Source organism: Chelatococcus daeguensis, assembly GCF_001887265.1.
Taxonomy (GTDB): Bacteria; Pseudomonadota; Alphaproteobacteria; order Rhizobiales; family Beijerinckiaceae; genus Chelatococcus_A; species Chelatococcus_A sambhunathii.
The window spans coordinates 246,804-267,671 of record NZ_CP018095.1; the positions used below are offsets into that span (position 1 = coordinate 246,804).

The following is a 20,868-nucleotide window of genomic DNA, read 5'->3' on the forward strand; positions in this document are numbered from 1 at the left end:
CGGCCGCGGCGCAGAGGAGGGTCTTGCGATGGAATGGGCGATTCTCGGCATCGTCGTCGTGGCGGTGCTTTATGCGATCATGGTCTACAACGGCCTCGTGTCGCTGCGTCAGCGGGTCAACCAGGCCTTTGCCGACATCGACGTCCAGCTGAAGCAGCGGCACGATCTCATCCCCAACCTCGTCGAGACCGTGAAGGGCTATGCCGCCCACGAGCGCGGCACGCTCGACGCCGTCGTGCAGGCCCGCAATGCCGCGCTCGGCGCGCACGGCCCGGCCCAGCAGGCGGCGGCCGAGCAGGCCCTGAGCGGCGCACTCGGGCGCCTCATCGCCCTCGCCGAGGCCTATCCCGACCTTAAGGCCAACACCAATTTCCAGCAGCTGCAGGTCGATCTCTCCGACATCGAGAACAAGCTCGCGGCGGCGCGGCGCTTCTTCAACAATGCCGTGTCGGAATACAACGCTGCCATCCAGGCCTTCCCGGCCGTGCTGTTCGCCGCGAGCTTCGGCTTCACCCAGCGCGAGTTCTTCGACGTGGGCGAAACGGCGCGCCAGCAGCTCGACATCGCCCCGCAGGTCAAGTTCTGACGAGGGGGGCCGGGCATGCTGCCCGCCTTCGGCCTCTACAGCCACATCCGCAACAACCGCATCCGCTCGGGATTGCTGCTCGCCGGGCTGTTCCTGCTCGTCTATGTGCTGACCTATGCCGGGGCGCTCATTGCCGAGGCGATGACGCGGGACGACACGCTCGACGGCTATCTGCGCGGTGCGTTCGGCGGTCTCCTCACCGCCTTTCCGTGGGTCACCCTCGGCACGGGACTGTGGCTCGCCGTCGCCTGGAAGTTCCACCAGGGCATGATCGCGCTTCTGACCGGCTCGCACAGGGTGACGCGCGAGGAGGAGCCGAAGCTCTACAACCTGCTCGAGAACCTATGCATCTCGCGCGGCCTGCCCATGCCGCACCTCAGCGTCATGGAGAGCGAGGCGCTCAACGCCTTCGCCACCGGGCTCAACGAGGAGCAATATGCCGTCACCGTGACGCGCGGGCTCATGGGCGCGCTGACCGATGCCGAGATGGAGGCCGTGCTCGCGCACGAGCTCACCCATATCCGCAACGGCGACGTGCGCCTGATGGTCATCGCCGTCGTCATCGCGGGGGTCGTCTCCTTCTTCGGGGAGCTCATGTTCCGCGGCCTGACGCGCATGTCGTGGCGCGGCTCTTGGCGCGGCGAGTCGTCCCGGCCGTCCTCCTCTTCATCGTCGGGCGGCCGCAAGGGCGGCGGCGGGGCGGCGGCCATCGCCATCCTCATCGCCGTCGTCCTCATCCTCCTCTCGTGGTTCCTGTCGATCCTCATCCGCTTTGCGCTGTCGCGCTCGCGCGAATATCTCGCCGATGCGGGGGCGGTGGAGCTCACCAAGAACCCGGATGCCATGATCGGGGCGCTGCTCAAGATCTCGGGCCGCGGGGAATTGGCGAACGTGCCGTCCGGCCTCATGGAGATGTGCGTCGACAACCCGCGCTCGGGCTTTGCGGACCTCTTCGCGACGCATCCCTCCATCGAGGATCGTATCGATGCCCTCGTGCGCTTTGCCGGCGGCCGGCGGCCCGAGCCGGCCGAGACAGTACCTCACATCACAGGGCGGCCAGACGCCGACCCATCTCCCTCCGGCACGGCGCCGCCGCATGGCCCGTGGGGCTGAGCTTGCGGGCCGCCTGGTCCGTCCATATCTGTAGCGTTTACAGGTATGGAGACGACGATGCCCGAGGACCTGTCGATCGGTGCCCTGTCGCAGGCGACGGGCGTCAATATCGAGACCATCCGCTATTACGAGAAGATCGGCCTCCTGCTGCCGCCGCCGCGCACCGAGGGCCGGCAGCGGCGCTATGACGGCACGGCGGTGCGGCGCCTGCGCTTCATCCGGCACGCCCGTGACCTCGGCTTTTCCGTCGACGCGATCCGCGATCTCATCGCCATGGCGGCCGACCCGGCAGCCTCCTGTTCGGGCGCCGACGCCATCGCCCGTGCGCATCTCAAGGATGTCGAGCGGCGCATCGCCCAGCTCGTGGCCCTGCGCGACGAGATCGCCCGCATGCTCGACCATTGCGGCGACGGCACCATCGCCGATTGCCGCGTCATCGAGATTCTGGCCGACCACGGCCAGTGCCTGCACGAGGACCATCGCTCACCGGCCTGACGGGCTGCGGCCCCTCTTGCCATTGTCCGGCGACTTGGATATGTAACGTTACAACATTACATTCTGGAGATTGCCATGACCGTCGACGGTCGTCTTCCGGTCACCGTCCTCTCGGGCTTCCTCGGTGCCGGCAAGACGACGCTGCTCAATCACCTGCTCAACAACCGCGACGGGCGGCGCATGGCCGTCATCGTCAACGACATGAGCGAGGTGAATATCGATGCCGACCTCGTGCGTGCCGGCGACGCCGACCTGGCGCGCACGGGCGAGCGCCTCGTGGAGATGACCAACGGCTGCATCTGCTGCACGCTGCGCGACGACCTGCTCGAGGAGGTGCGCCGCCTCGCCGAGGCGGGGCGCTTCGACTATCTCGTCATCGAGGGCACCGGCATTGCCGAGCCGCTGCCGATCGCGGCGACCTTCTCCTTCCGCGATGGCGAGAACCGCTCGCTGTCGGACGTTGCCCGGCTCGACACCATGGTCACCGTCGTCGATGCGGTGAACCTGACCCGGGACTACGGCAGCCGCGATTTTCTCAGCGACCGCGGCGAGACCGCCGGCGAGGAGGACGAGCGCACGCTCGTTGACCTGCTCGTCGACCAGATCGAGTTCGCCGACGTGATCGTCCTCAACAAGGTCGGCGATGCGACGCCCGGGCAGCGCGAGAGCGCCCGCACCATCGTCAAGGCGCTCAATCCGACGGCCCGGCTGATCGAGACGGATTTCTGCCGCGTCGAGCCGGAGGCCATCCTCGACACCGGCCTCTTCGACGAGGAGGAGGCCGCCCGCCATCCGCTCTGGTACAAGGAGCTCTTCGGCCATGCCGACCATGTGCCGGAGACCGAGGAATACGGCATTACGAGCTTCGTCTACCGGGCGCGACGGCCGTTCCATCCCGAAAAGTTCAGCGCCTTTCTCGCCCGCACCTGGCCGGGCCTCATCCGTGCCAAGGGCCATTGCTGGCTGGCGACGCGGCCGGACTGGGTGGGCGAGATGAGCCTCGCCGGCGCCATCTGCCGCACGGAGGCGCTCGGCTTCTGGTGGGCCGCGGTCCCGCGCGCGCAATGGCCGCAGCACGAGAGCTGGAAGGGGCTCATCGCCCGCCACTGGCACCGCGTGTGGGGCGACCGCCGGCAGGAGCTCGTCTTCATCGGCGCCGGCCTCGACGAGGCGACCATCCGCGCCGCGCTCGACGAATGTCTCGTCGGCCGCCCGGATGCCCTGCGCTTCAACCCCGCCGATTTCGCCGGCCTGGCCGATCCCTTCCCCACCTGGCGCCGCGCCATGGCGGCGTGACGCCCTTCTTCTTCTGGGAGCATTTCATGCGTCTTCTATCTCTCGCGGCGGCGCTTGCGCTCGCCCTTCCCTCGGTCGCCCAGGCGCACGGTATCTGGATTGCCCAGCGGACCGGCGAACTCGCCATTGTCTACGGCCATGGCGGCTCCGACGATGCCTACGATCCTGCCAAGGTCAGCGCGGTCGCGGCCCGGACGGCCGCGGGCGCCTCGGCACCCGTGAAGATCGCCCGGCGCGAGAGGAACGTCGTCATCGCCCCGGCCGAGGAGGCGGCCGTCGTCACCGTCGTCTTCGACGGCGGCTTCTGGGCGAAGACCAGGGAGGGCAAGTGGGTCAACAAGGGGCGCCGCGAGGTCCCCGATGCGGATAACGTCAGCCATTCGCTCAAATACAACACGACGGTCCTCGCCGGCACCGGCGGCCCGCTCGCACCGCAGGGCCTGCCGCTCGAGATCGTGCCGCTCGCCGACCCGATGACGCTGAAGCCGGGTGACGACCTGCCCGTTCAGGTGCTGAAGGACGGCAAGCCGCTGGCGGGCGTGGGCGTCATGGCCGACTACGTCAACGAGAGCCACGGCGCGCCGATGACGACGGACGCCGAGGGCAAGGTGGTCGTCGTGGTGCGCAACGACGGCCTCAACGTCATCGCCGTCTCCGCCTCCGAGCCGATGCCCGGCGATGCCGACGTCGACCGCAAGGGCCTGTTCGCCACCCTGTCTTTCATGCTGCCGCACGTCGAGTAGGCCGGGCACGGCGGCGATCAGGTCAATCGCATATGAGGAGCGAATTGATCCCTCCTCTTTTGGGGGAGGGTGGATCGCGCCGTAGGCGCGAGACGGGTGGGGTCAAGACGGGAATGGTGTTCACAATCTGAGCCGCGGCTCCCTCCGTCGCTGCTACGCAGCGCCACCTCCCCCGTGCCGGGGAGGATCAGGGCGTCGATCGCCCCCTTCCGGTCCCGCATCCGGGACGCTATAGCGGATCGGGCCGCCCTGACCGGGCGGTCGGATCCCCGGGGACAGCGGCATGATGGCGAATATCGCGGTCGGCTTGTTGGTCAGCATGATCAACGTCGGCCTGCACGCCCTCGTCTCGGTGGCGCTGGTCCATTGGCTTGACCGGCTCGGCCTCGGTCACCGGCGCCATCGCCGGCTGACGCTCGCCGTCGTCATGGGTGCCACCGGCGGCCTGCTGACGCTGACGCACATGGCCGAGGTGGCGCTGTGGGCCCTCGTCTATGTCCTCATCGGCGCGGCTCCCGCGAGCGGCAATGATTTCTACTTCGCCTTCATCAATTATACGACGCTCGGCTACGGCGACCTCCTGCCCGATGAGGGATGGCGCCTTCTCGGCCCGATGGCGGCGGCGAACGGCGTGCTCCTCTTCGGCTGGTCGACAGCGCTCATCTTCGGCGCGCTGCAGCGTGCAGCCCGCCGGCTCGGCCTGGAGAAGGCTTAGGGCGCGGCATAGGTGCCGCGCCCGTTTCTTCAGTTTGCGGGCATTGCCGTCTCGACCAGCGTCGCCCAGTAGCCGACGCCGACGGGGATGGCCTCGTCATTGAAGTCGTAGGCGGGGTGGTGCAGGCCCGCCGAATCGCCATTGCCCATGAAGATGAAGGCGCCGGGGCGCGCTTCGAGCATGAAGGAGAAGTCCTCCGCGCCCATGGTCGGCGGCACCTCAAGGTCCACCGCGCCTGCACCCGCGGCCACTTTGGCGGCGATGCCCGCGGCGAATTGCGTCTGCGCCGCATGGTTGCGCGTGACCGGATAGCCGCGCTCGTACTCGACCGTCGCCGTGGCGCCGAAGGCCCGCGCGATGGTGGTGACGATCTCCTTCAGCCGCGTCTCGCACAGGTCGCGCAGCTCCGGCGTCAGCGTGCGCACGGTGCCCATGAGCTCGGCCGTCTGCGGGATGACGTTGAAGGCCTCGCCCGCCTTGAAGGCGGTGACCGAGACGACCGCCGATTCGAGCGGGTCGGCGTTGCGGGAGACGATCGACTGCAGGGCCGTGACGATGTGGGTCGAAACGAGGAGGGTGTCGATGGTCTCGTTGGGCTTGGCGGCATGGCCGCCCTTGCCCTCGACGCGGATGCGGAAGCGGTCCGCCGCCGCCATCAGCGGGCCGGGTCGCAGCGCGAAGGAGCCCACGGGAAGTCCCGGCATGTTGTGCATGCCATAGACCTCCTGCACGCCGAAGCGGTCCATCACCCCGTCCTCGATCATGGCCCGCGCGCCGCCGCCGCCTTCCTCGGCGGGCTGAAAGAGGAGGACCACGGTGCCGTCGAAGTCGCGCGTCTCGGCGAGATAGCGTGCCGCGCCGAGCAGCATGGCGGTATGGCCGTCGTGGCCGCAGGCATGCATCTTGCCGGACACTTTCGAGCGATAGGGCAGGTTCGTCTCTTCCTCGATCGGCAACGCGTCCATGTCGGCCCTGAGGCCGATGACCTTGCCCGAGCCGCTCCTGCGCCCGCGGATGACACCGACAACACCGGTTCGGCCGATACCGGTCACGACCTCGTCACAGCCGAAGGACGCCAGCTTCTCGGCGACGATGCCGGCGGTGCGGTGCACGTCGTAGAGCAGCTCGGGATTGCTGTGAAAATCGCGGCGCCAGGCGGTGATCTCGTCCTTGAGCGCGGCGATGCGGTCGGTGTTCGGCATGGGAAAAACGGCCCCTCGTGGCTGGCTCGCGCCCGGTCGGGCGCGCTTTGCTCAGCAAAACGAAGCCGTCCGGCAAGGTCAACCGCGCAGCGCGCATGGGCCGGGGCCGCAGGGCCCGGTGCGCGCATGCGCAGTCCGACACGGCACCGAATGGCCACTAGACCGTTGCAGGTGACACTGTCTATTGTTCGCATCAGAGCCGAATGAAACGGCCGGCGGCGCGTCCGCCACCCAGATCGAGCCTTGACCCGCGCCAAGACGGGTCGTGCCAGAGAGGACCATCATGCTGAAATTCGTCAGGGGGGCTGCCGTGGCGTCCTTCGCCGGCCTGTTGCTGGCCGGTGCGCCGCTGCAGGCCAAGACGCTGCGCTTCGCCTTTCAGGGCGACTACAAGTCGCTCGATCCTTATACGCTCAACGAGACCTTCACCCTTGGCATGCATGCCGCGGCCTACGAGGGCCTCACCAAACGCGATCCCGAGCTCAAGATCATTCCGGGCCTCGCCGAACGCTGGGAGGTCCTGGACGATGGCAAGCGCTGGCGCTTCTACCTGCGCCAGGGCGTGAAATTCCACAACGGCAACGCCTTCAATGCCGACGACGTGCTGTTCTCGGCCGACCGCGTGCGTGCCGACGGGTCCGACCTCAAGACCCGCATCCCGCCCGAGGCCAAGTTCGTCAAGGTGGACGACTACACGGTCGACGTGGAACTGCCGGCCCCCAACCCGATCCTGCACTACGAGTGGGATACCTGGTACATCATGGACAAGGAGTGGTCGGAGGCGAACAACGCCGGCAAGCCGACCCCCGCTGCCGCGACCACGCCGAGCTATGCGGCGCTCAACGCCAACGGCACCGGTCCCTTCGTGGTCGAGAGCCACCAGCCCGGGGTCAAGACCGTCTGGAAACCCAACCCGGCCTGGTGGGACAAGCCGCAGCACAATCTGACCGAGGCCATCTTCACGCCGATCGCCTCCGATGCGACGCGCGTCGCCGCCCTTCTCTCCGGCGAGGTGGACTGGATCGACCCCGTGCCGCTGCAGGACGTGGACCGTGTCAATGCGAGCGCCAACGCCTCGGTCATGCAGGGGCCGGAACTGCGCACCATCTTCCTCGGCTTCGACCAGTATCGCGACGAACTCCTCTATTCCAACGTGAAGGGCAAGAACCCCTTCAAGGACAAGCGCGTGCGCGAGGCCGTGTACAAGGCCATCGACATCGAGGTCATCAAGGACAAGGTCATGCGCGGCGCCGCGACGCCGAGCGCGCTGATGATCTCGCCGCTGCTGTTCGACCTGTCGGAGGACTTCAAGCGACCTGCAGCCGATCCCGAAGGGGCCAAGAAGCTTCTTGCGGAGGCCGGCTACGGCGAGGGCTTCGAGGTCGGTATGGACTGCCCGAACGACCGCTACGTCAACGACGAGCGGATCTGCCAGGCGGTGGTCGGCATGCTGGCACGCGTCGGCATCAAGGTGAACCTCAACGCCCAGCCCAAGGCCAAGTACTTCGCCAAGGTGCTCGCCGCCGGCGGCTACGACACCTCGTTCTACCTGCTGGGGTGGACGCCGGGCTCCTTCGATTCCTACAACGTCCTCGCCAACATGTACCGCTGCCGCGACGAGAAGGGCAACGGCGGCAACAACAACCTCGGCAACTACTGCAACCCGAAGATGGAGGAATTGATCAAGCAGGTCCTCGGCGAGACGGATACCAAGAAGCGCAACGAGCTCATCAAAGCGGCCTATACCCTCGGCCAGGAAGAGGACTGGGGCTATGTGCCGCTGCATCAGCAGGCGCTGGCCTGGGGTGTCGCCAAAAACACCAAGGTGGTGCAGCGCGCCGACAACCAGTTCCTGTTCTACTGGGTGACCAAGGAGTAAGGGGGCGAAAGGCTGCACGCCGGCGTGCAGCCTTGTCCAAGGCGAACCGCCCCCGCGTTCTCGCGTAAATACCGTGCCCGTTGATGCCGGGCACGGGAAGGGCGGCGGTTTATCTGGCCGGCGGGAGCCGGCGCCGGAGCGGTGCCCCGCATCCTCGGTTGCGGGCCGCCGTCGCCCAACACGAAGAGCAGTCCATGCTTGCCTTCATCATCCGCCGCCTCGTCCAGTCCATCGGCGTGCTGCTGGCGGTGGCCTTCATCGCCTTCGCGATGTTCCGCTTCGTCGGCGATCCGGTGAACCAGATCGTCAGCATCGAAGCCTCGGCCGAGGAGCGGGCGCAGATCCGCGAGAGCCTCGGCCTCAACGACCCTTTCGTCGTGCAGTTCGCCCGCTATGTCGGCCGGGCGGCGACGCTCGACTTCGGCATCTCCTACCAGTTCCGCCAGCCGGTCACGAAGCTGCTCGGCGAGCGCATGCCGGCAACCCTGGAACTCGCGCTCGTCTCCGCCGTCTTCGCCCTCGTCGTCGGCATCCCGATGGGCGTCTACACGGCGCTCCGGCGCGACAGCTGGCTCGCCAAGCTCTTTCAGGCGGTTTCACTCGTCGGCGTCAGTCTTCCGACCTTCCTCATCGGCATCCTGCTCATCTATGTCTTCGCCGTCACCCTCGGCTGGCTGCCCTCCTTCGGGCGGGGCGAGGTGGTGCGGCTTGGCGACTGGTGGACGACGGGCTTCCTCACCACCTCCGGCCTCAGGGCGCTCATCCTGCCGTCGATCACGCTCGGCCTCTTCCAGATGACGCTGATCATGCGCCTGGTGCGTGCCGAGATGCTCGAGGTGCTGCGCACGGATTACATCAAGTTCGCCCGCGCCCGTGGGCTGACGCGCCGGGCCATAAACTTCGGCCATGCGCTCAAGAACACGCTGGTGCCGGTCATCACCATCACGGGCCTGCAGCTCGGCTCCATCATTGCCTTCGCCATCATCACCGAGACGGTGTTCCAGTGGCCGGGCATGGGCGTGCTCTTCCTGCAGGCGGTGCAGAACGTCGATATTCCCATCATGGCCGCCTACCTGCTGCTGATCGCCTTCCTCTTCGTCGTCATCAACCTCGCCGTTGATCTTCTCTACGCGGTCGTCGACCCGCGCCTGAAGGTCACGGTGCGCGCCGCATGAGGAACGAGATGCCCTCTGTCACGCAGGAAGAAGCCAAGTCGCCCCCGCCGGCGGCGGCGCGCCGGTCCCCCGGCTGGTTCGCGCGGGTGATGGACCATGACCTCACGGCGAGCTTCCTCGCCTCGCGTGTCACGGTGCTCGCCGCCCTCGTCACGCTCGCGCTCGCGGTTCTCGCGCTCTTCGCGCCGCTGATCGCACCCTACAATCCGTTCGACCCGGCGCAGGTTTTCCTCATCGATTCGCTCAACCCGCCGCGTTGGCTGCCTGCGGGCGACGCCCGCTTCCTGCTCGGTACGGACGACCAGGGGCGGGACCTCTTCTCGGCCATCCTTTACGGCCTGCGCGTGTCGCTCATCATCGGCGTGCTCGGCGTTCTGATGGCGGCCGCCATCGGCATCACGCTCGGTCTCGTCGCCGGCTATGTCGGCGGACGGGTCGATGCAGTGATCATGCGCATCGCCGACGTGCAGCTTACCTTCCCGGCCATCCTCATCGCACTCCTGGTCGACGGCGTGGTGCATGCGCTGCTCAAGGGAGCGAGTCGGGAGGACACGGCCTTCGGCGTGCTCGTCTTCTCCATCGGCCTGTCATTCTGGGTGCAGTACGCGCGCACCATCCGCGGTTCGACGCTGGTGGAGAAGAACAAGGACTACATCCAGGCGGCACGGCTCGTCGGCCTTTCGCCCATCGTCATCATGGCGCGGCACGTGCTGCCCAATGTCATCGGGCCGGTGCTCGTCATTCTTACGATCAACCTCGGCCTCGCCGTCATTACCGAGGCGACCCTGTCCTTCCTCGGCGTCGGCCTGCCGCCGACGCAGCCCTCGCTCGGTACCCTCATCCGCATCGGCAACGACTATCTCTTCTCCGGCGAGTGGTGGATCGTCGCCTTCCCCGGTCTCACGCTTGCGGCCCTCGTCCTCGCCGTCAATCTCCTCGGCGACTGGCTGCGCGATGCCCTGAACCCGAAGCTCCGATGACAGAACCTGTCCTCTCCGTCCGTGACCTCAAGGTCCAATTCGTCACCCGCCGCGGCGTGCTGAAAGCTATCGACGGCGTCTCCTTCGATATCGCGCCGGGCGAGGTTCTCGGCGTCGTCGGCGAGTCGGGTGCCGGCAAGTCGGTGACGGGCTCGGCCGTCATCGGCCTCATCGAGCCGCCCGGCCGGATCGCCGGGGGCGAGATCCGCCTGAAGGGCGAGCGCATCGACAACCTCGCGCCCGAGGCGATGCGCCGCGTGCGCGGCAAGCGCATCGGCATGATCTTCCAGGATCCGCTGACGAGCCTCAATCCGCTCTACACCGTCGGCGAGCAGCTGGTGGAGACCATCAGGACGCATCTGCCCCTGTCGGCCGGACAGGCGCGCCGGCGCGCCATCGATCTCCTGGCCGAGGTCGGCATCCCGGCGCCCGACCGGCGCATCGACGGCTATCCGCACGAGTTCTCCGGCGGCATGCGCCAGCGTGTCGTCATCGCGCTCGCGCTCTCGGCCGAGCCCGAACTCGTCATCGCCGACGAGCCGACCACGGCGCTCGACGTCTCTGTCCAGGCGCAAATCATCACGCTCATCAAGCGCCTGTGCGCGGAGCGCGGGACCGCTGTCATGCTCGTCACCCACGACATGGGCGTCATCGCCGAGACGGCCGACCGGGTGGCGGTGATGTATTCGGGCCGTATCGTCGAGATCGGCCCGGTGCGCGACGTGGTCAAGCATCCGCTGCACCCCTATGCGGTGGGGTTGATGGGCGCCATCCCTTCGCTCGAGACCCATGCCGACCGGCTGGTGCAGATCCGGGGCAGCATGCCGCGCCTCTCCGCCATTCCGCCGGGCTGCGCCTTCCATCCGCGCTGCGAGCGCGCCTTCGCCCGCTGCGCGGTGGACCGGCCCGAGCCGCTCGACCGTGACCGGCGCAAGGTCGCCTGCCACCTCTATGACGAGGCGCATGCGGAGATTGCGTCATGACCGAGACCCCCTTCGTCGCGGTGCGCAATTTGAGGCGCGTCTTCGACGTCTCCAAGCCCTGGCTCAACCGCATGCTGGAGGGCGGGCAGAAGCAATATCTGACGGCGGTGGACGACGTCAGCTTCACCATCCGGCGCGGCGAGACCTTCGCGCTCGTCGGGGAATCGGGCTCCGGCAAGTCCACGGTGGCGCGCATGGTCGTCGGCCTGATGCCGCCCTCGGCTGGCGAGGTCGTCATCGACGGCGTGCCGATCAACGATCCGCGCCGCGCGGCGGACGTGCGGGCGCTGCGCCGGCGCATCCAGATGATCTTCCAGGATCCTTACGCCAGCCTCAATCCGCGCTGGCGCGTGGAGCGCATCATCGCCGAGCCGATCCGGGCCTTTTCCCTGAGCGCCAGCGCCCGCGAGGTGCACGAGCGGGTGGGCGAGCTGCTGACGCTCGTCGGCCTCCATCCGGCGGACGGGGCCAAGTTTCCGCACGAGTTCTCCGGCGGCCAGCGGCAGCGCATCGCCATCGCCCGGGCGCTTGCCTCCAAGGCCGAGTTCATCGTCTGCGACGAACCGACCTCGGCCCTCGACGTGTCGGTGCAGGCGCAGATCCTCAACCTGATGCGCGACCTGCAGGACCGCTTCGGCCTGACGTATCTCTTCATCAGCCACAATCTCGCGGTGGTCCGCCACATGGCGAGCCGCATCGGCGTCATGTATCTCGGCCGCATCGTCGAGATCGGCGGCGGGCGCGACCTCTTCGTCCGACCGCAGCACCCCTACACGCGCATGCTGCTCAACGCCGTGCCCGACATCGCCATGACGGGCCGGCTGCGCGAGGCGGTGCAGGGCGAAATCCCGAACCCCATCAACCCGCCGTCGGGCTGCACTTTCCACCCGCGCTGCCCCTTCGTCTTCGACCGTTGCCGGCGCGAGGTGCCGCCGCTCGAGGCGGGCGTCGCCTGCCATGCGGTCTCCGAGGGGCGCATCGCTGCGGCCTGACAGGGCCGCAGCCGTTCAGGGCTTGCCGAGACGGCCGAACAGCCGCGCCTTGGGCCGCGTCGTACGGAACTGGCCGCGCTCGATGGCGAGGAAGGCGATGACGGCGATTCCGATCAGCGTCAGCCACCAGGCCTGCGATGTCGCCATGCCTGACGTGGCGACGACGAAGGCGACCGTGAAGGTGGCGATGGCTGCGGGAACGAGCGAGGCCGTCATGCCGCCGGCAGCGCGGATGGCGAAGTAGAGCAGCACCGCCAGCGTCGTCGCCCCCACGATGCCGAGGTCGTACCAGATCTCGAACGGCAGTGAGAGCGGCGCCTCGCGTGGCACGACGCCGACGAGACGGCCGCGCAGGCTGGCGTCGAGCCCGTGGCCGGTGATGAGACGCAGGGGATCGCTGCGCACGATGTCGGCCCACACGCGGATCGATTGCACCGCCGGGCTCGCCGTGCCCATCAGCGCCTTGGCGAGGGGGCGCAGCAGAAAGGGCAGGAGCGGGGCAGCGAGGATGACGGCCGCGATCGCGACGCGCAGCACGTCCCGGCCGACGAGTGGCCGCCACGATGTCAGCAAGAACATCGTCGCGCCGGCGGCGAGCGCAAGGAGTGGGATCAAACTGCCGCCGATGACGACGGCGAGCCCGGCGACCGCGCCGAGCGCCAGCGCGACGAGCCCGTGCCCGCGCGAGACGAGCCAGCCGATCGCCGGCCACAGCAGGATTGCAAGCGTGATGAGACCGCGCTCGAGGCTGCCGGGATCGATCGTGTCGCGGCCGAGAAGGCCGAGAGCGACCAGGATGGCGAAGATGGACGCGGCGGCCGCGCCGATGCCGGTGAGATAGAGGTTGGAGGCGCGCATGCGCTCTGGCAGGGCGGCGATGCCGGCAAAGGCCATGGCGGCGGCGCCGAGAGCGTTGAGCAACTTGTCGAAGGCAGTGTTCGCCTGCGGCGCCCAAGCGATCGAGAGCGCGGCCCAGCCGATGAGCAGCAGCGCAGCAAGACCCGCCGGGGACACGAAGGCGCGCCGGAGGCTGCGGTTGAAGCCACCGTTTGCGCCGTCCATCAGCGCCGCGAGGACCATGAGGATGATCCCGATCGGCACCAGGACAACGGCCGCGCGGCGCGCCACGAGTGCCGTGATCGGCACCGCGACGAGGAGAGTCGCAAAGCCGATGCGGCGCAGCAGGATGGCGGCGTCGAGCGCCGGATCGAGAGCGGGTGTGGGCGAACGCATGGCCTACGCTTCAACCAACCGGCTGGCGGCACCGTGCCGCCCGCATTCCGGGCACGCTAGCGTGCCTGCCGCCGTGATGCTGTAGGGCGAATGCAACACTCGCCGCCGCGATGCGGCCGTATGGCCCAACTGGCCTTATGCTTTCGTCGATTCGACGCCGGCAAGTCCGCGCAGGAAGTGGATGATGCCGGAAAAGTCCTCGCCGCCGTGGCCGGCGCCGGTATAGAGAGCGTAGAGCTGGGCCGCGGCGGCGCCGAGCGGCGTTGCCGCGCCGCTCGCCAGCGCCGCATCCTGCGACAGCCGCAGGTCCTTCAGCATGAGGTCGGCCGCGAAGCCCGGCCTGTAGCCGTTGTTGGCCGGCGATGCCGGGACCGGGCCCGGCACCGGGCAATAGGTCGTGAGGGACCAGCACTGGCCGGAGGAGGTGGAGGCAACGTCGAACAGCGCCTGGTGTGACAGGCCGAGCTTCTCGGCGAGGGCAAAGGCCTCGCACACCCCGATCATCGAGATGCCGAGGATCATGTTGTTGCAGATCTTGGCCGCCTGGCCGTTGCCGGCCGGGCCGCAATGCACGATGCGCTTGCCCATGGCCTCGAGGATCGGCCTGGCCCGCGCGAAGGCGCCATCCGTGCCGCCGGCCATGAAGGTCAGCGTTGCGGCCTTCGCCCCGCCGACGCCGCCGGACACCGGAGCATCGATCGCGTCCATTCCCGCCTCGTGTGCCATGGCATGGACGCGGCGCGCGCTCTCGACGTCGATGGTCGAGGAATCGATGAAGAGCGTGCTGGCTTTCGCCGCCGGCAGGATCTCCTTCCACACGGCGATGACGTGCTTGCCCGCCGGCAGCATGGTGACGACCGCTTCGCTCGCCGCGACGGCCTCCGCCGCGCTCGCCGTGATGGTGACGCCGTCCGCCGCCGCAGCCTCGCGCAAAGATGCGACGAGGTCATAGCCGAGGACCTTGTGGCCGGCCCTGGCGAGATTGGCGGCCATGGGGCCGCCCATGTGGCCGAGGCCGATGAAGGCGATGGTGGTCATGGGTTCCTCCCTGCCCGCGCTCTCGGCGGGTCTGTTCTCAGTTGCCGCTGCCGCGTCCGACGAGGCTTCTCGCCACGATGAGGCGCATGATCTCGTTGGTGCCCTCGAGGATCTGGTGGACCCGGAGATCGCGCACGATCTTCTCGATGCCGTAGTCGGCAAGATAGCCGTAGCCGCCATGCAGCTGCAGCGCCTGGTTGGCAATCTCGAAGCCGCGGTCGGTGGCGATGCGCTTGGCCATGGCGCACAGCCGCGTCGCCTCCGGATCGCGCGCGTCGAGCGCCGCCGCCGCGCGCCACAGGAAGGTGCGGGCCGCCTCGAGCTCGGTCGCCATGTCGGCGAGGCTGAACTGCAGCGCCTGGAAATCCGAGAGATTGCGGCCGAAGGCCTTGCGTTCGCGCATATAGGCGAGGCTCTTGTCGAGCGCGGCCCCGGCGCCGCCGAGCGAGCAGGCGCCGATGTTGAGCCGCCCGCCGTCGAGCCCGGCCATGGCGATCTTGAAGCCGATGCCCTCGTCGCCGAGCCGGTTCGCCGCTGGCACCCGGCAGTTTTCGAGGATGACCTGCCGCGTCGGCTGCGCGTTCCAGCCCATCTTCTTCTCGTTGGCACCGAAGGAGAGGCCCGGCGTGTCCTTCTCCACGACGAAGGTGGAGATGCCACCGGGGCCGGCCTCGCCCGTACGTACCATGACGACATAGATGTCGGAGGTACCGGCGCCGGAGATGAACTGCTTGACGCCGTCGATGACATAATGGTCGCCGTCGCGCACGGCGCGCGTCTTCAGCGCCGCGGCGTCTGAGCCGGCGCCGGGCTCGGTCAGGCAATAGCTGGCGAGATGCTCCATCGTCGCGAGCTTCGGGATGAAGCGCCGGCGCTGCTCGTCGCCGCCGAAGCGATCGATCATCCAGGTCGCCATGTTGTGGATTGAGATATAGGCCGCGACCGAGGGGCAGCCGGTGGCCAGCGCCTCGAAGATGAGCGCGGCGTCGAGCCGCGTCATGCCGGAGCCGCCGACATCCTCGCGCACATAGATGCCGCCCATGCCGAGCCCGCCGGCCTCCCGGAGAACGTCGACGGGAAAGTGCTTCTCCTCGTCCCAGCGCACGGCATGGGGAGCAAGCTCACGCGCGGCGAAGTCGCGCGCCATGTCGCGGATGGCGATCTGGTCGTCGTTGAGGGTGAACTGGGTCATGGCCGTTGCTCGGGGCGCCAGTCGGCGAGGTCTACGATATGGCCCGCCAGCGGTGAGCCTGCGAATTTGCGGATGAGATGGCCGTCCGTCGTGATGAGACAGGAGCCCATGCTGCGGGCGAGCTCGATATAGAAGCAGCCGTAGGGCGAATGATCATAGGTCAGAGCCATCGCCCACGCCCCTTCGCGCAGCTCCTGTAGCGGCACGTATCCCGCCATCAGACGGTCGATCGTTTCCACCATCGCCATCGCGGCATCGCGCGTAAGCTCCTTCTTGCGGACATAGCGGAGAGCCGCACTGCGAATTTCGGCGATGAAGAGATCGGGCGCGACGAGGGCTGCCGCCGTCCGAGGCAATCCGTATACCTCGCCGCCGGGATCTGCCGGCATGAACCATCGGATCGCCGCGCTCGCATCGACCACGATCATCGCCGCTCGCGCTCCTCGCGGATGAGATCCTCGGGAGGCGTCCTCATCCCGAGCGGCCCGTGCTGGCGCCGGAATTCCTCGATGAGCGCGATCTTCTCGTCGGCGGACAGGGGCGCGATCGTCTTGAGGAGATCACGCATGAAGGTCTCGAAGGAGACACCCGCCAGGCGAGCCTTGACCTTCAATCCCTCGATCACCTCGTCGTCGAGGTTGCGGATGAGCACCTGTCCCATCTGTGACTCCAATGCTATCAAAAATGATAGCATGTGACCGCCGGCAGGTCATGCTGCCGGCCGCCGCATCAGTTCATCGTCGGGATGACGAACTCCGCCCCCTCCTTGACGCCGGAGGGCCAGCGCGAGGTCACGGTCTTCGTCTTGGTGTAGAAGCGGATCGAATCCGGCCCGTGCTGGTTGAGGTCGCCGAAGCCCGAGCGCTTCCAGCCGCCGAAGGTGTAATAGGCGATCGGCACCGGGATGGGCACGTTGACGCCGACCATGCCGACGTTGACCTTGGCGGCGAAATCCCGTGCCGCATCGCCGTCGCGGGTGAAGATGGCGACGCCGTTGCCGTATTCGTGCTCGGACGGCAGCTTGAGCGCCTCCTCGTAGTTGTGGGCGCGCACGATGGACAGGACCGGGCCGAAGATCTCCTCCTTGTAGATGCGCATGTCCGGCGTCACGTGGTCGAACAGGCAGCCGCCCATGTAGAAGCCGTTCTCGTAGCCCTGCAGCGTGAAGTTGCGGCCATCGACGACGAGCTTCGCCCCCTCCGCGACGCCAAGCTCGACATAGGCCTTTACCTTGTCGAGATGGGCCCGCGTGACGAGCGGGCCGTAGTCGGCGCTCGGATCGGTCGAGGGACCGATTTTGAGGCTCTCGACGCGCGGGATGAGCTTCTCGACCAGCCGATCCGCCGTCGCCTGACCGACGGGGACGGCGACCGAGATCGCCATGCAGCGCTCGCCGGCCGAGCCGTAGCCGGCGCCGATGAGGGCATCGACCGCCTGGTCCATGTCGGCGTCGGGCATGATGATCATGTGGTTCTTCGCGCCACCGAAGCACTGCACGCGCTTGCCGTTGGCCGAGCCGCGCGAATAGATGTACTGGGCGATCGAGGACGAGCCGACGAAGCCGACCGCCATGATGTCGGGATCGTCCAGGATCGCGTCGACCGCCTCCTTGTCGCCGTTGACGACATTGAGGATGCCTGCCGGCAGCCCGGCCTCGATCATCAATTCGGCAAGGCGCATCGGCACGCCCGGGTCGCGCTCCGACGGCTTCAGGATGAAGGCGTTGCCGCAGGCGATGGCGGGCGCGAACTTCCACATCGGGATCATGGCCGGAAAGTTGAACGGCGTGATGCCGGCCACCACCCCGAGCGGCTGACGCATGGAATAGACGTCGATGTTGGTGCCGGCGCCCTCGGTATACTCGCCCTTCATCAGATGCGGCACGCCGCAGGCGAACTCGACCACCTCGAGCCCGCGCTGGATGTCGCCCTTGGCGTCGGGAATGGTCTTGCCGTGCTCTTGGGCGAGCAGCTCGGCGAGGCTGTCGTAGTCGCGCTGGACGAGTTCGAGGAACTTCATCATCACGCGCGCGCGGCGCTGCGGGTTCGTCGCGCCCCAGGCCGGCTGGGCGGCCTTGGCATTCTCGACGGCGGCCCGGACCTCGGCCGCCGAGGCGAGGGCGACCTTGGCGCCGACCTCACCCGTCATGGGCGTGAAGACGTCGCCGAAACGTCCCGATTGCCCTTCGACCTCGCGCCCCCCGATGAAATGTCCGATCGTGCGCATCTTGCGTTCTCCGATGCTCTGCCGGTTCTGTTCTGCTGTGCCGGCGCTGGGCGCGATGCCTTGCGGGACGGGGCGCCGGAGCGCTCCCTCGCATCGGCCGGCGCCGGCCCTTGTCTTCGATAGTGGGAGCGAAATCGGCGAAAGCCAACGTGCCGATGACGTTCCGTCGGTCCTTCCGCACTACCATTGTCATTCGCGCACGACTATAGGACATTTCAAATCCGGTGCGTGCAAAGATACCAAAACGGGAGGCAAGCTGGGCATGAATCGCTTCGACTGGGACGACCTTCGCTTCTTCCTCGCCGTGGCCCGCGCAGGTCGCCTCACCGTGGCGGCGCGGCGGCTCGGGGCCGACCATGCGACGGTGTCGCGCCGCATCACGGCACTGGAGGATGCGCTGAAGGCCAAGCTCTTCGAGCGCCGGCCACAGGGCTATGCCCTCACCGAGCATGGCGAGCGCCTGCTGGCCAAGGCGGAGACCATCGAGAGCGAGGCGCTCGCGGCGCAGAGCGAGATCGGCGGGGCGGATCTTGCCCTGTCCGGCACCGTGCGCATCGGCGCTCCCGACGGCTTCGGCACCTTCTTCCTCGCGCCGCGCATCGGCCGGCTTGCCGAGCGCTACCCGGAGCTGGAGATCCAGCTGGTTGCCATGCCGCGGCTGCTCTCGCTCTCCAAGCGTGAGGCGGACATCGCCATCTCCCTCAACCCGCCGAAGGAGGGCAAGATCGTCGCCCGCAAGCTGGCCGACTATCGCCTCGGCCTCTACGCGGCGCCGGCCTATCTCGCCGCCCACCCGGCCATCATCGCGCCGCAGGATCTCTTCGAGCACCAGCTCATCGGCTATATCGACGACCTCATCTTCACGCCCGAGCTCGACTATCTCGACGACATCGCCAAGGGCCTCAGGCCGCGCCTGCAGAGCTCGAACCTCATCGCGCAGATGCATGCGACCATCGCCGGCGCCGGCCTCTGCGTGCTGCCCGATTTCATGGCCGCGGGCGATCCGCGCCTCGTCCCCGTGCTGCGGCGCGAGGTCGAGCTGGTGCGCTCCTTCTGGCTGATCGTCCACGCCGATCTGCGCGACGTCGCGCGCGTCCGGGCGACGGTCGATTTCCTCGTGCGCGAGGCCAAGGCGGCGCGGGCCGTCCTGATGCCGCAGGACGAGGTCGAGGCGGGCGCCGCCTGAGCATTGCGGGGCCCTTGTGCATGCCGTGTGAAGCAGCTTGCATTTTCGCTTCACACCGATTTAAACGATTCAGAGAGCCTTTAAATCGCTCAGCTGAAAGCCGGCGCAGACCGGCGGATCGCATTCTGGAGGAGACAATGATGGATCTGACCCGCCGCGCCGCCCTCGGCGCGCTCGCCCTTGCCGCATCCTTCGGCCTCGCCGGCCCCGCCGCCGCCCAGACGACCCTCAAGTGGGCCCACGTCTACGAGGCGAGCGAGCCCTATCACAAGTGGGCCCTGTGGGCCGGGGAGGAATTCAAGAAGCGCACCAACGGCAAATATGCCGTCGAGGTGTTCCCGGCCTCTTCGCTGGGCAAGGAATCCGATATCAACGAGGGCCTATCGCTCGGTACCGTCGACATCATCTATACGGGCCAGCTCTTCGCCGGCCGTGCCTATGGCCCGCTTGCCATCGGCGGCGCGCCCTACATGTTCCGCGACTTTGCGCACTGGAAAGCCTTCCGCAATTCCGACCTCTTCAAGGAGCTGGGCGAGGGCTACAAGAAGCGCACCGGCCACGACGTCGTCACCCTCACCTATTACGGCGAGCGCCATGTCACGGCGAACAAGGACATCACCAAGCCGGAGGACATGAAGGGTCTCAAGATCCGCGTGCCCGACGCGCCGCTCTATACCATGTTCCCACGCGCCGTCGGCGCCAACCCGACGCCGATCGCCTTCGCCGAGGTCTATCTCGCCCTCTCCCAGGGCGTGGCCGATGCGCAGGAGAACCCCCTGCCGACCATCCAGGCCAAGAAGTTCTACGAGGTCCAGAAGAACATCATCCTCACCGGCCACATCACCGATGCCCTGCTCACCATCGTCTCGAGCGGCACCATGCAGCGCCTGAACGACGAGGAGCGCCAGACGCTCGTCGCGATCCTCAAGGAAGCGGCGGACAAATGCACGGACGATATCGTCAAGGCCGAGAAGGAGCTCGTCGGGTGGTTCAAGGAACAGGGCAAGAACGTGGTCGAGGTGGATCGCACACCCTTCCGAGAGGCGACCGTCAAGCTGCACAATGGGCCTGACGCGACCTGGGACAAGGCCACCTACGACAAGCTGCAGGGCCTCGCGGCCTCGAACTGACGAGACTGCGCCGGGGCGCTCGCTGCGCCCCGGCTTGGCACGGCCCGGCGCGCGGCGCCGGGCTTCCCGAACGCCGGATGCGGGGGCGACGCGTGACGCAATCGAACGACAAGGACAGTCCGGAGGTCGACACGACCGAGGCCATGTTCGAGCAGTGGCGCGAGCAGGAAAGCCGCGTGCCGCTCGACGACCTGCGCCCGCAGGACGGCATCGTCTTCCTGATCTACTGGGCGCTCTTCGCCGTCGTCCTGCTGCAGTTCTGGACGCGCTACGTCCTCAATGATTCCTATGGCTGGACCGAGGAGATCGCCCGCTACCTGCTCATCGCCGTCACCTTCATCGGCTCGGTGACGGCCATGCGCAAGGGCTCGCACATCGCTGTCGAGGCCGTCATCACGCTCGCGCCGAAAGCGGTACGGCACTGGACGCTCGTCCTCATCGACGGTCTCGTCACTCTCTTCTGCGGTGCCATGGCCTGGTATGGCTATGAGCTCGGCGCCCGTGCGCCCGGTTACATGGTCTCGGTCGATATCCCGAAATCGGTCATCTACTGGGTCGTGTCCGCCGGCCTTGCCGCCATGACCGTCCATGCCGCCATCCGCTTCGTCCAGCGACTGAGGGGACAGCTCGAGGACGAGACCTCGGGCGCCGTCCTCGACTGACCTGCCGCCCCCCTTCAACCGATGACCCGGCCGTGACCCCCG

The 20,868-nt window shown here is 67.6% G+C and carries 20 protein-coding genes and 1 pseudogene; 14 read left to right on the forward strand and 7 right to left on the reverse strand.

The annotated features are described in order from the left end of the window. Nucleotides 1-28: 28 nt before the first annotated feature. From BOQ54_RS01105 to BOQ54_RS01130, 6 genes are all read left to right on the forward strand, one after another. Nucleotides 29-586, forward strand: coding sequence for a LemA family protein (locus BOQ54_RS01105; protein ID WP_071923084.1), 558 nt, complete (start codon nt 29-31; stop codon nt 584-586). A gap of 18 nt (nt 587-604) precedes the next feature. Further along, nucleotides 605-1,699 carry a M48 family metallopeptidase gene (locus BOQ54_RS01110; protein WP_245316329.1) on the forward strand — a complete coding sequence of 365 codons (1,095 nt, stop codon included), beginning with the start codon at nt 605-607 and terminating at the stop codon, nt 1,697-1,699. A 57-nt stretch (nt 1,700-1,756) separates the two neighbouring features. After that, complete coding sequence (locus tag BOQ54_RS01115; RefSeq protein WP_055459552.1) at nt 1,757-2,194, forward strand: MerR family transcriptional regulator; 438 nt, start codon at nt 1,757-1,759, stop codon at nt 2,192-2,194. Between the two features lie 75 nt (nt 2,195-2,269). Then, nucleotides 2,270-3,490 carry a GTP-binding protein gene (locus tag BOQ54_RS01120; RefSeq protein WP_071923086.1) on the forward strand — a complete coding sequence of 407 codons (1,221 nt, stop codon included), beginning with the start codon at nt 2,270-2,272 and terminating at the stop codon, nt 3,488-3,490. Between the two features lie 26 nt (nt 3,491-3,516). Beyond that, nucleotides 3,517-4,233, forward strand: a complete 717-nt coding sequence (locus BOQ54_RS01125; protein ID WP_071924352.1) for a DUF4198 domain-containing protein — start codon at nt 3,517-3,519, stop codon at nt 4,231-4,233. Between the two features lie 283 nt (nt 4,234-4,516). Beyond that, on the forward strand, nt 4,517-4,948 hold the full coding sequence (locus BOQ54_RS01130; protein ID WP_071923087.1) for a potassium channel family protein: 432 nt from the start codon (nt 4,517-4,519) through the stop codon (nt 4,946-4,948). A gap of 29 nt (nt 4,949-4,977) precedes the next feature. Here BOQ54_RS01130 and BOQ54_RS01135 read toward each other — a convergent pair whose 3' ends face one another. Then, on the reverse strand, nt 4,978-6,150 hold the full coding sequence (locus BOQ54_RS01135) for a M20 aminoacylase family protein (RefSeq protein WP_071923088.1): 1,173 nt from the start codon (nt 6,148-6,150) through the stop codon (nt 4,978-4,980). 283 nt (nt 6,151-6,433) lie between these two features. Here BOQ54_RS01135 and BOQ54_RS01140 point away from each other — a divergent pair, with 283 nt between their 5' ends. The 5 genes from BOQ54_RS01140 (at nt 6,434) to BOQ54_RS01160 (ending at nt 12,159) form a co-directional block, all read left to right on the forward strand. Then, on the forward strand, nt 6,434-8,029 hold the full coding sequence (locus BOQ54_RS01140; RefSeq protein ID WP_055459556.1) for an ABC transporter substrate-binding protein: 1,596 nt from the start codon (nt 6,434-6,436) through the stop codon (nt 8,027-8,029). A 194-nt stretch (nt 8,030-8,223) separates the two neighbouring features. Beyond that, complete coding sequence (locus BOQ54_RS01145; RefSeq protein ID WP_055459557.1) at nt 8,224-9,204, forward strand: ABC transporter permease; 981 nt, start codon at nt 8,224-8,226, stop codon at nt 9,202-9,204. 8 nt (nt 9,205-9,212) lie between these two features. Continuing rightward, nucleotides 9,213-10,184 carry an ABC transporter permease gene (locus BOQ54_RS01150; protein ID WP_063186856.1) on the forward strand — a complete coding sequence of 324 codons (972 nt, stop codon included), beginning with the start codon at nt 9,213-9,215 and terminating at the stop codon, nt 10,182-10,184. Continuing rightward, nucleotides 10,181-11,167: an ABC transporter ATP-binding protein gene (locus tag BOQ54_RS01155; RefSeq protein ID WP_055459559.1), complete on the forward strand. Its 987-nt coding sequence runs from the start codon at nt 10,181-10,183 to the stop codon at nt 11,165-11,167. The genes BOQ54_RS01150 and BOQ54_RS01155 overlap by 4 nt, the downstream gene beginning before the upstream one ends. Next, nucleotides 11,164-12,159, forward strand: coding sequence for an ABC transporter ATP-binding protein (locus BOQ54_RS01160; protein WP_071923089.1), 996 nt, complete (start codon nt 11,164-11,166; stop codon nt 12,157-12,159). Before BOQ54_RS01155 ends, BOQ54_RS01160 begins: the two co-directional genes overlap by 4 nt. A gap of 15 nt (nt 12,160-12,174) precedes the next feature. On the opposite strand, the gene BOQ54_RS01165 is transcribed toward BOQ54_RS01160, so the two are convergent. The 6 genes and pseudogenes from BOQ54_RS01165 to BOQ54_RS01190 all read right to left on the reverse strand — a co-directional run bounded on the left by BOQ54_RS01165 (nt 12,175) and on the right by BOQ54_RS01190 (nt 17,848). Further along, a complete protein-coding gene (locus tag BOQ54_RS01165) occupies nt 12,175-13,392 on the reverse strand; it encodes a hypothetical protein (RefSeq protein ID WP_071923090.1) in 1,218 nt (405 codons plus the stop codon). Nucleotides 13,393-13,527: 135 nt separating this feature from the next. Next, nucleotides 13,528-14,463: pseudogene (gene mmsB, locus BOQ54_RS01170) on the reverse strand (3-hydroxyisobutyrate dehydrogenase); the annotation flags it as partial. Nucleotides 14,464-14,467: 4 nt separating this feature from the next. Beyond that, nucleotides 14,468-15,622 carry an isobutyryl-CoA dehydrogenase gene (locus BOQ54_RS01175; RefSeq protein WP_071923091.1) on the reverse strand — a complete coding sequence of 385 codons (1,155 nt, stop codon included), beginning with the start codon at nt 15,620-15,622 and terminating at the stop codon, nt 14,468-14,470. Further along, the gene (locus tag BOQ54_RS01180) at nt 15,619-16,050 is read right to left on the reverse strand and encodes a type II toxin-antitoxin system VapC family toxin (RefSeq protein ID WP_055459564.1); all 432 of its coding nucleotides are present in this window, start codon (nt 16,048-16,050) and stop codon (nt 15,619-15,621) included. The genes BOQ54_RS01175 and BOQ54_RS01180 overlap by 4 nt, the downstream gene beginning before the upstream one ends. Next, complete coding sequence (locus BOQ54_RS01185) at nt 16,047-16,283, reverse strand: FitA-like ribbon-helix-helix domain-containing protein (protein WP_055459565.1); 237 nt, start codon at nt 16,281-16,283, stop codon at nt 16,047-16,049. Before BOQ54_RS01185 ends, BOQ54_RS01180 begins: the two co-directional genes overlap by 4 nt. Nucleotides 16,284-16,351: 68 nt before the next feature. Beyond that, nucleotides 16,352-17,848 (reverse strand): CoA-acylating methylmalonate-semialdehyde dehydrogenase, encoded by a 1,497-nt coding sequence (locus BOQ54_RS01190; protein ID WP_055459566.1) that lies wholly within the window; start codon nt 17,846-17,848, stop codon nt 16,352-16,354. 262 nt (nt 17,849-18,110) lie between these two features. On the opposite strand from BOQ54_RS01190, the gene BOQ54_RS01195 reads away from it, so the two are divergent. The 3 genes from BOQ54_RS01195 (at nt 18,111) to BOQ54_RS01205 (ending at nt 20,826) form a co-directional block, all read left to right on the forward strand. Next, nucleotides 18,111-19,034 (forward strand): LysR family transcriptional regulator, encoded by a 924-nt coding sequence (locus tag BOQ54_RS01195; RefSeq protein WP_055459567.1) that lies wholly within the window; start codon nt 18,111-18,113, stop codon nt 19,032-19,034. A 140-nt stretch (nt 19,035-19,174) separates the two neighbouring features. Next, nucleotides 19,175-20,164 (forward strand): sialic acid TRAP transporter substrate-binding protein SiaP, encoded by a 990-nt coding sequence (locus BOQ54_RS01200; RefSeq protein ID WP_055459654.1) that lies wholly within the window; start codon nt 19,175-19,177, stop codon nt 20,162-20,164. 92 nt (nt 20,165-20,256) lie between these two features. Then, complete coding sequence (locus BOQ54_RS01205; RefSeq protein ID WP_055459568.1) at nt 20,257-20,826, forward strand: TRAP transporter small permease; 570 nt, start codon at nt 20,257-20,259, stop codon at nt 20,824-20,826. The last annotated feature ends 42 nt before the right edge of the window (nt 20,827-20,868 follow it).

Bases quoted from the DNA above. Each gene is read 5' to 3' on its own strand.
- BOQ54_RS01145 (WP_055459557.1), top strand. From the start codon at position 8,224: ATGCTTGCCTTCATCATCCGCCGCCTCGTCCAGTCCATCGGCGTGCTG.
- BOQ54_RS01150 (WP_063186856.1), top strand. From the start codon at position 9,213: ATGCCCTCTGTCACGCAGGAAGAAGCCAAGTCGCCCCCGCCGGCGGCG.
- BOQ54_RS01200 (WP_055459654.1), top strand. From the start codon at position 19,175: ATGGATCTGACCCGCCGCGCCGCCCTCGGCGCGCTCGCCCTTGCCGCA.
- BOQ54_RS01160 (WP_071923089.1), top strand. From the start codon at position 11,164: ATGACCGAGACCCCCTTCGTCGCGGTGCGCAATTTGAGGCGCGTCTTC.
- BOQ54_RS01130 (WP_071923087.1), top strand. From the start codon at position 4,517: ATGATGGCGAATATCGCGGTCGGCTTGTTGGTCAGCATGATCAACGTC.
- BOQ54_RS01105 (WP_071923084.1), top strand. From the start codon at position 29: ATGGAATGGGCGATTCTCGGCATCGTCGTCGTGGCGGTGCTTTATGCG.
- BOQ54_RS01125 (WP_071924352.1), top strand. From the start codon at position 3,517: ATGCGTCTTCTATCTCTCGCGGCGGCGCTTGCGCTCGCCCTTCCCTCG.
- BOQ54_RS01185 (WP_055459565.1), bottom strand. From the start codon at position 16,283: ATGGGACAGGTGCTCATCCGCAACCTCGACGACGAGGTGATCGAGGGA.
- BOQ54_RS01165 (WP_071923090.1), bottom strand. From the start codon at position 13,392: ATGCGTTCGCCCACACCCGCTCTCGATCCGGCGCTCGACGCCGCCATC.
- BOQ54_RS01120 (WP_071923086.1), top strand. From the start codon at position 2,270: ATGACCGTCGACGGTCGTCTTCCGGTCACCGTCCTCTCGGGCTTCCTC.
- BOQ54_RS01195 (WP_055459567.1), top strand. From the start codon at position 18,111: ATGAATCGCTTCGACTGGGACGACCTTCGCTTCTTCCTCGCCGTGGCC.
- BOQ54_RS01115 (WP_055459552.1), top strand. From the start codon at position 1,757: ATGCCCGAGGACCTGTCGATCGGTGCCCTGTCGCAGGCGACGGGCGTC.
- BOQ54_RS01140 (WP_055459556.1), top strand. From the start codon at position 6,434: ATGCTGAAATTCGTCAGGGGGGCTGCCGTGGCGTCCTTCGCCGGCCTG.
- BOQ54_RS01190 (WP_055459566.1), bottom strand. From the start codon at position 17,848: ATGCGCACGATCGGACATTTCATCGGGGGGCGCGAGGTCGAAGGGCAA.
- BOQ54_RS01155 (WP_055459559.1), top strand. From the start codon at position 10,181: ATGACAGAACCTGTCCTCTCCGTCCGTGACCTCAAGGTCCAATTCGTC.
- BOQ54_RS01135 (WP_071923088.1), bottom strand. From the start codon at position 6,150: ATGCCGAACACCGACCGCATCGCCGCGCTCAAGGACGAGATCACCGCC.
- BOQ54_RS01180 (WP_055459564.1), bottom strand. From the start codon at position 16,050: ATGATCGTGGTCGATGCGAGCGCGGCGATCCGATGGTTCATGCCGGCA.
- BOQ54_RS01175 (WP_071923091.1), bottom strand. From the start codon at position 15,622: ATGACCCAGTTCACCCTCAACGACGACCAGATCGCCATCCGCGACATG.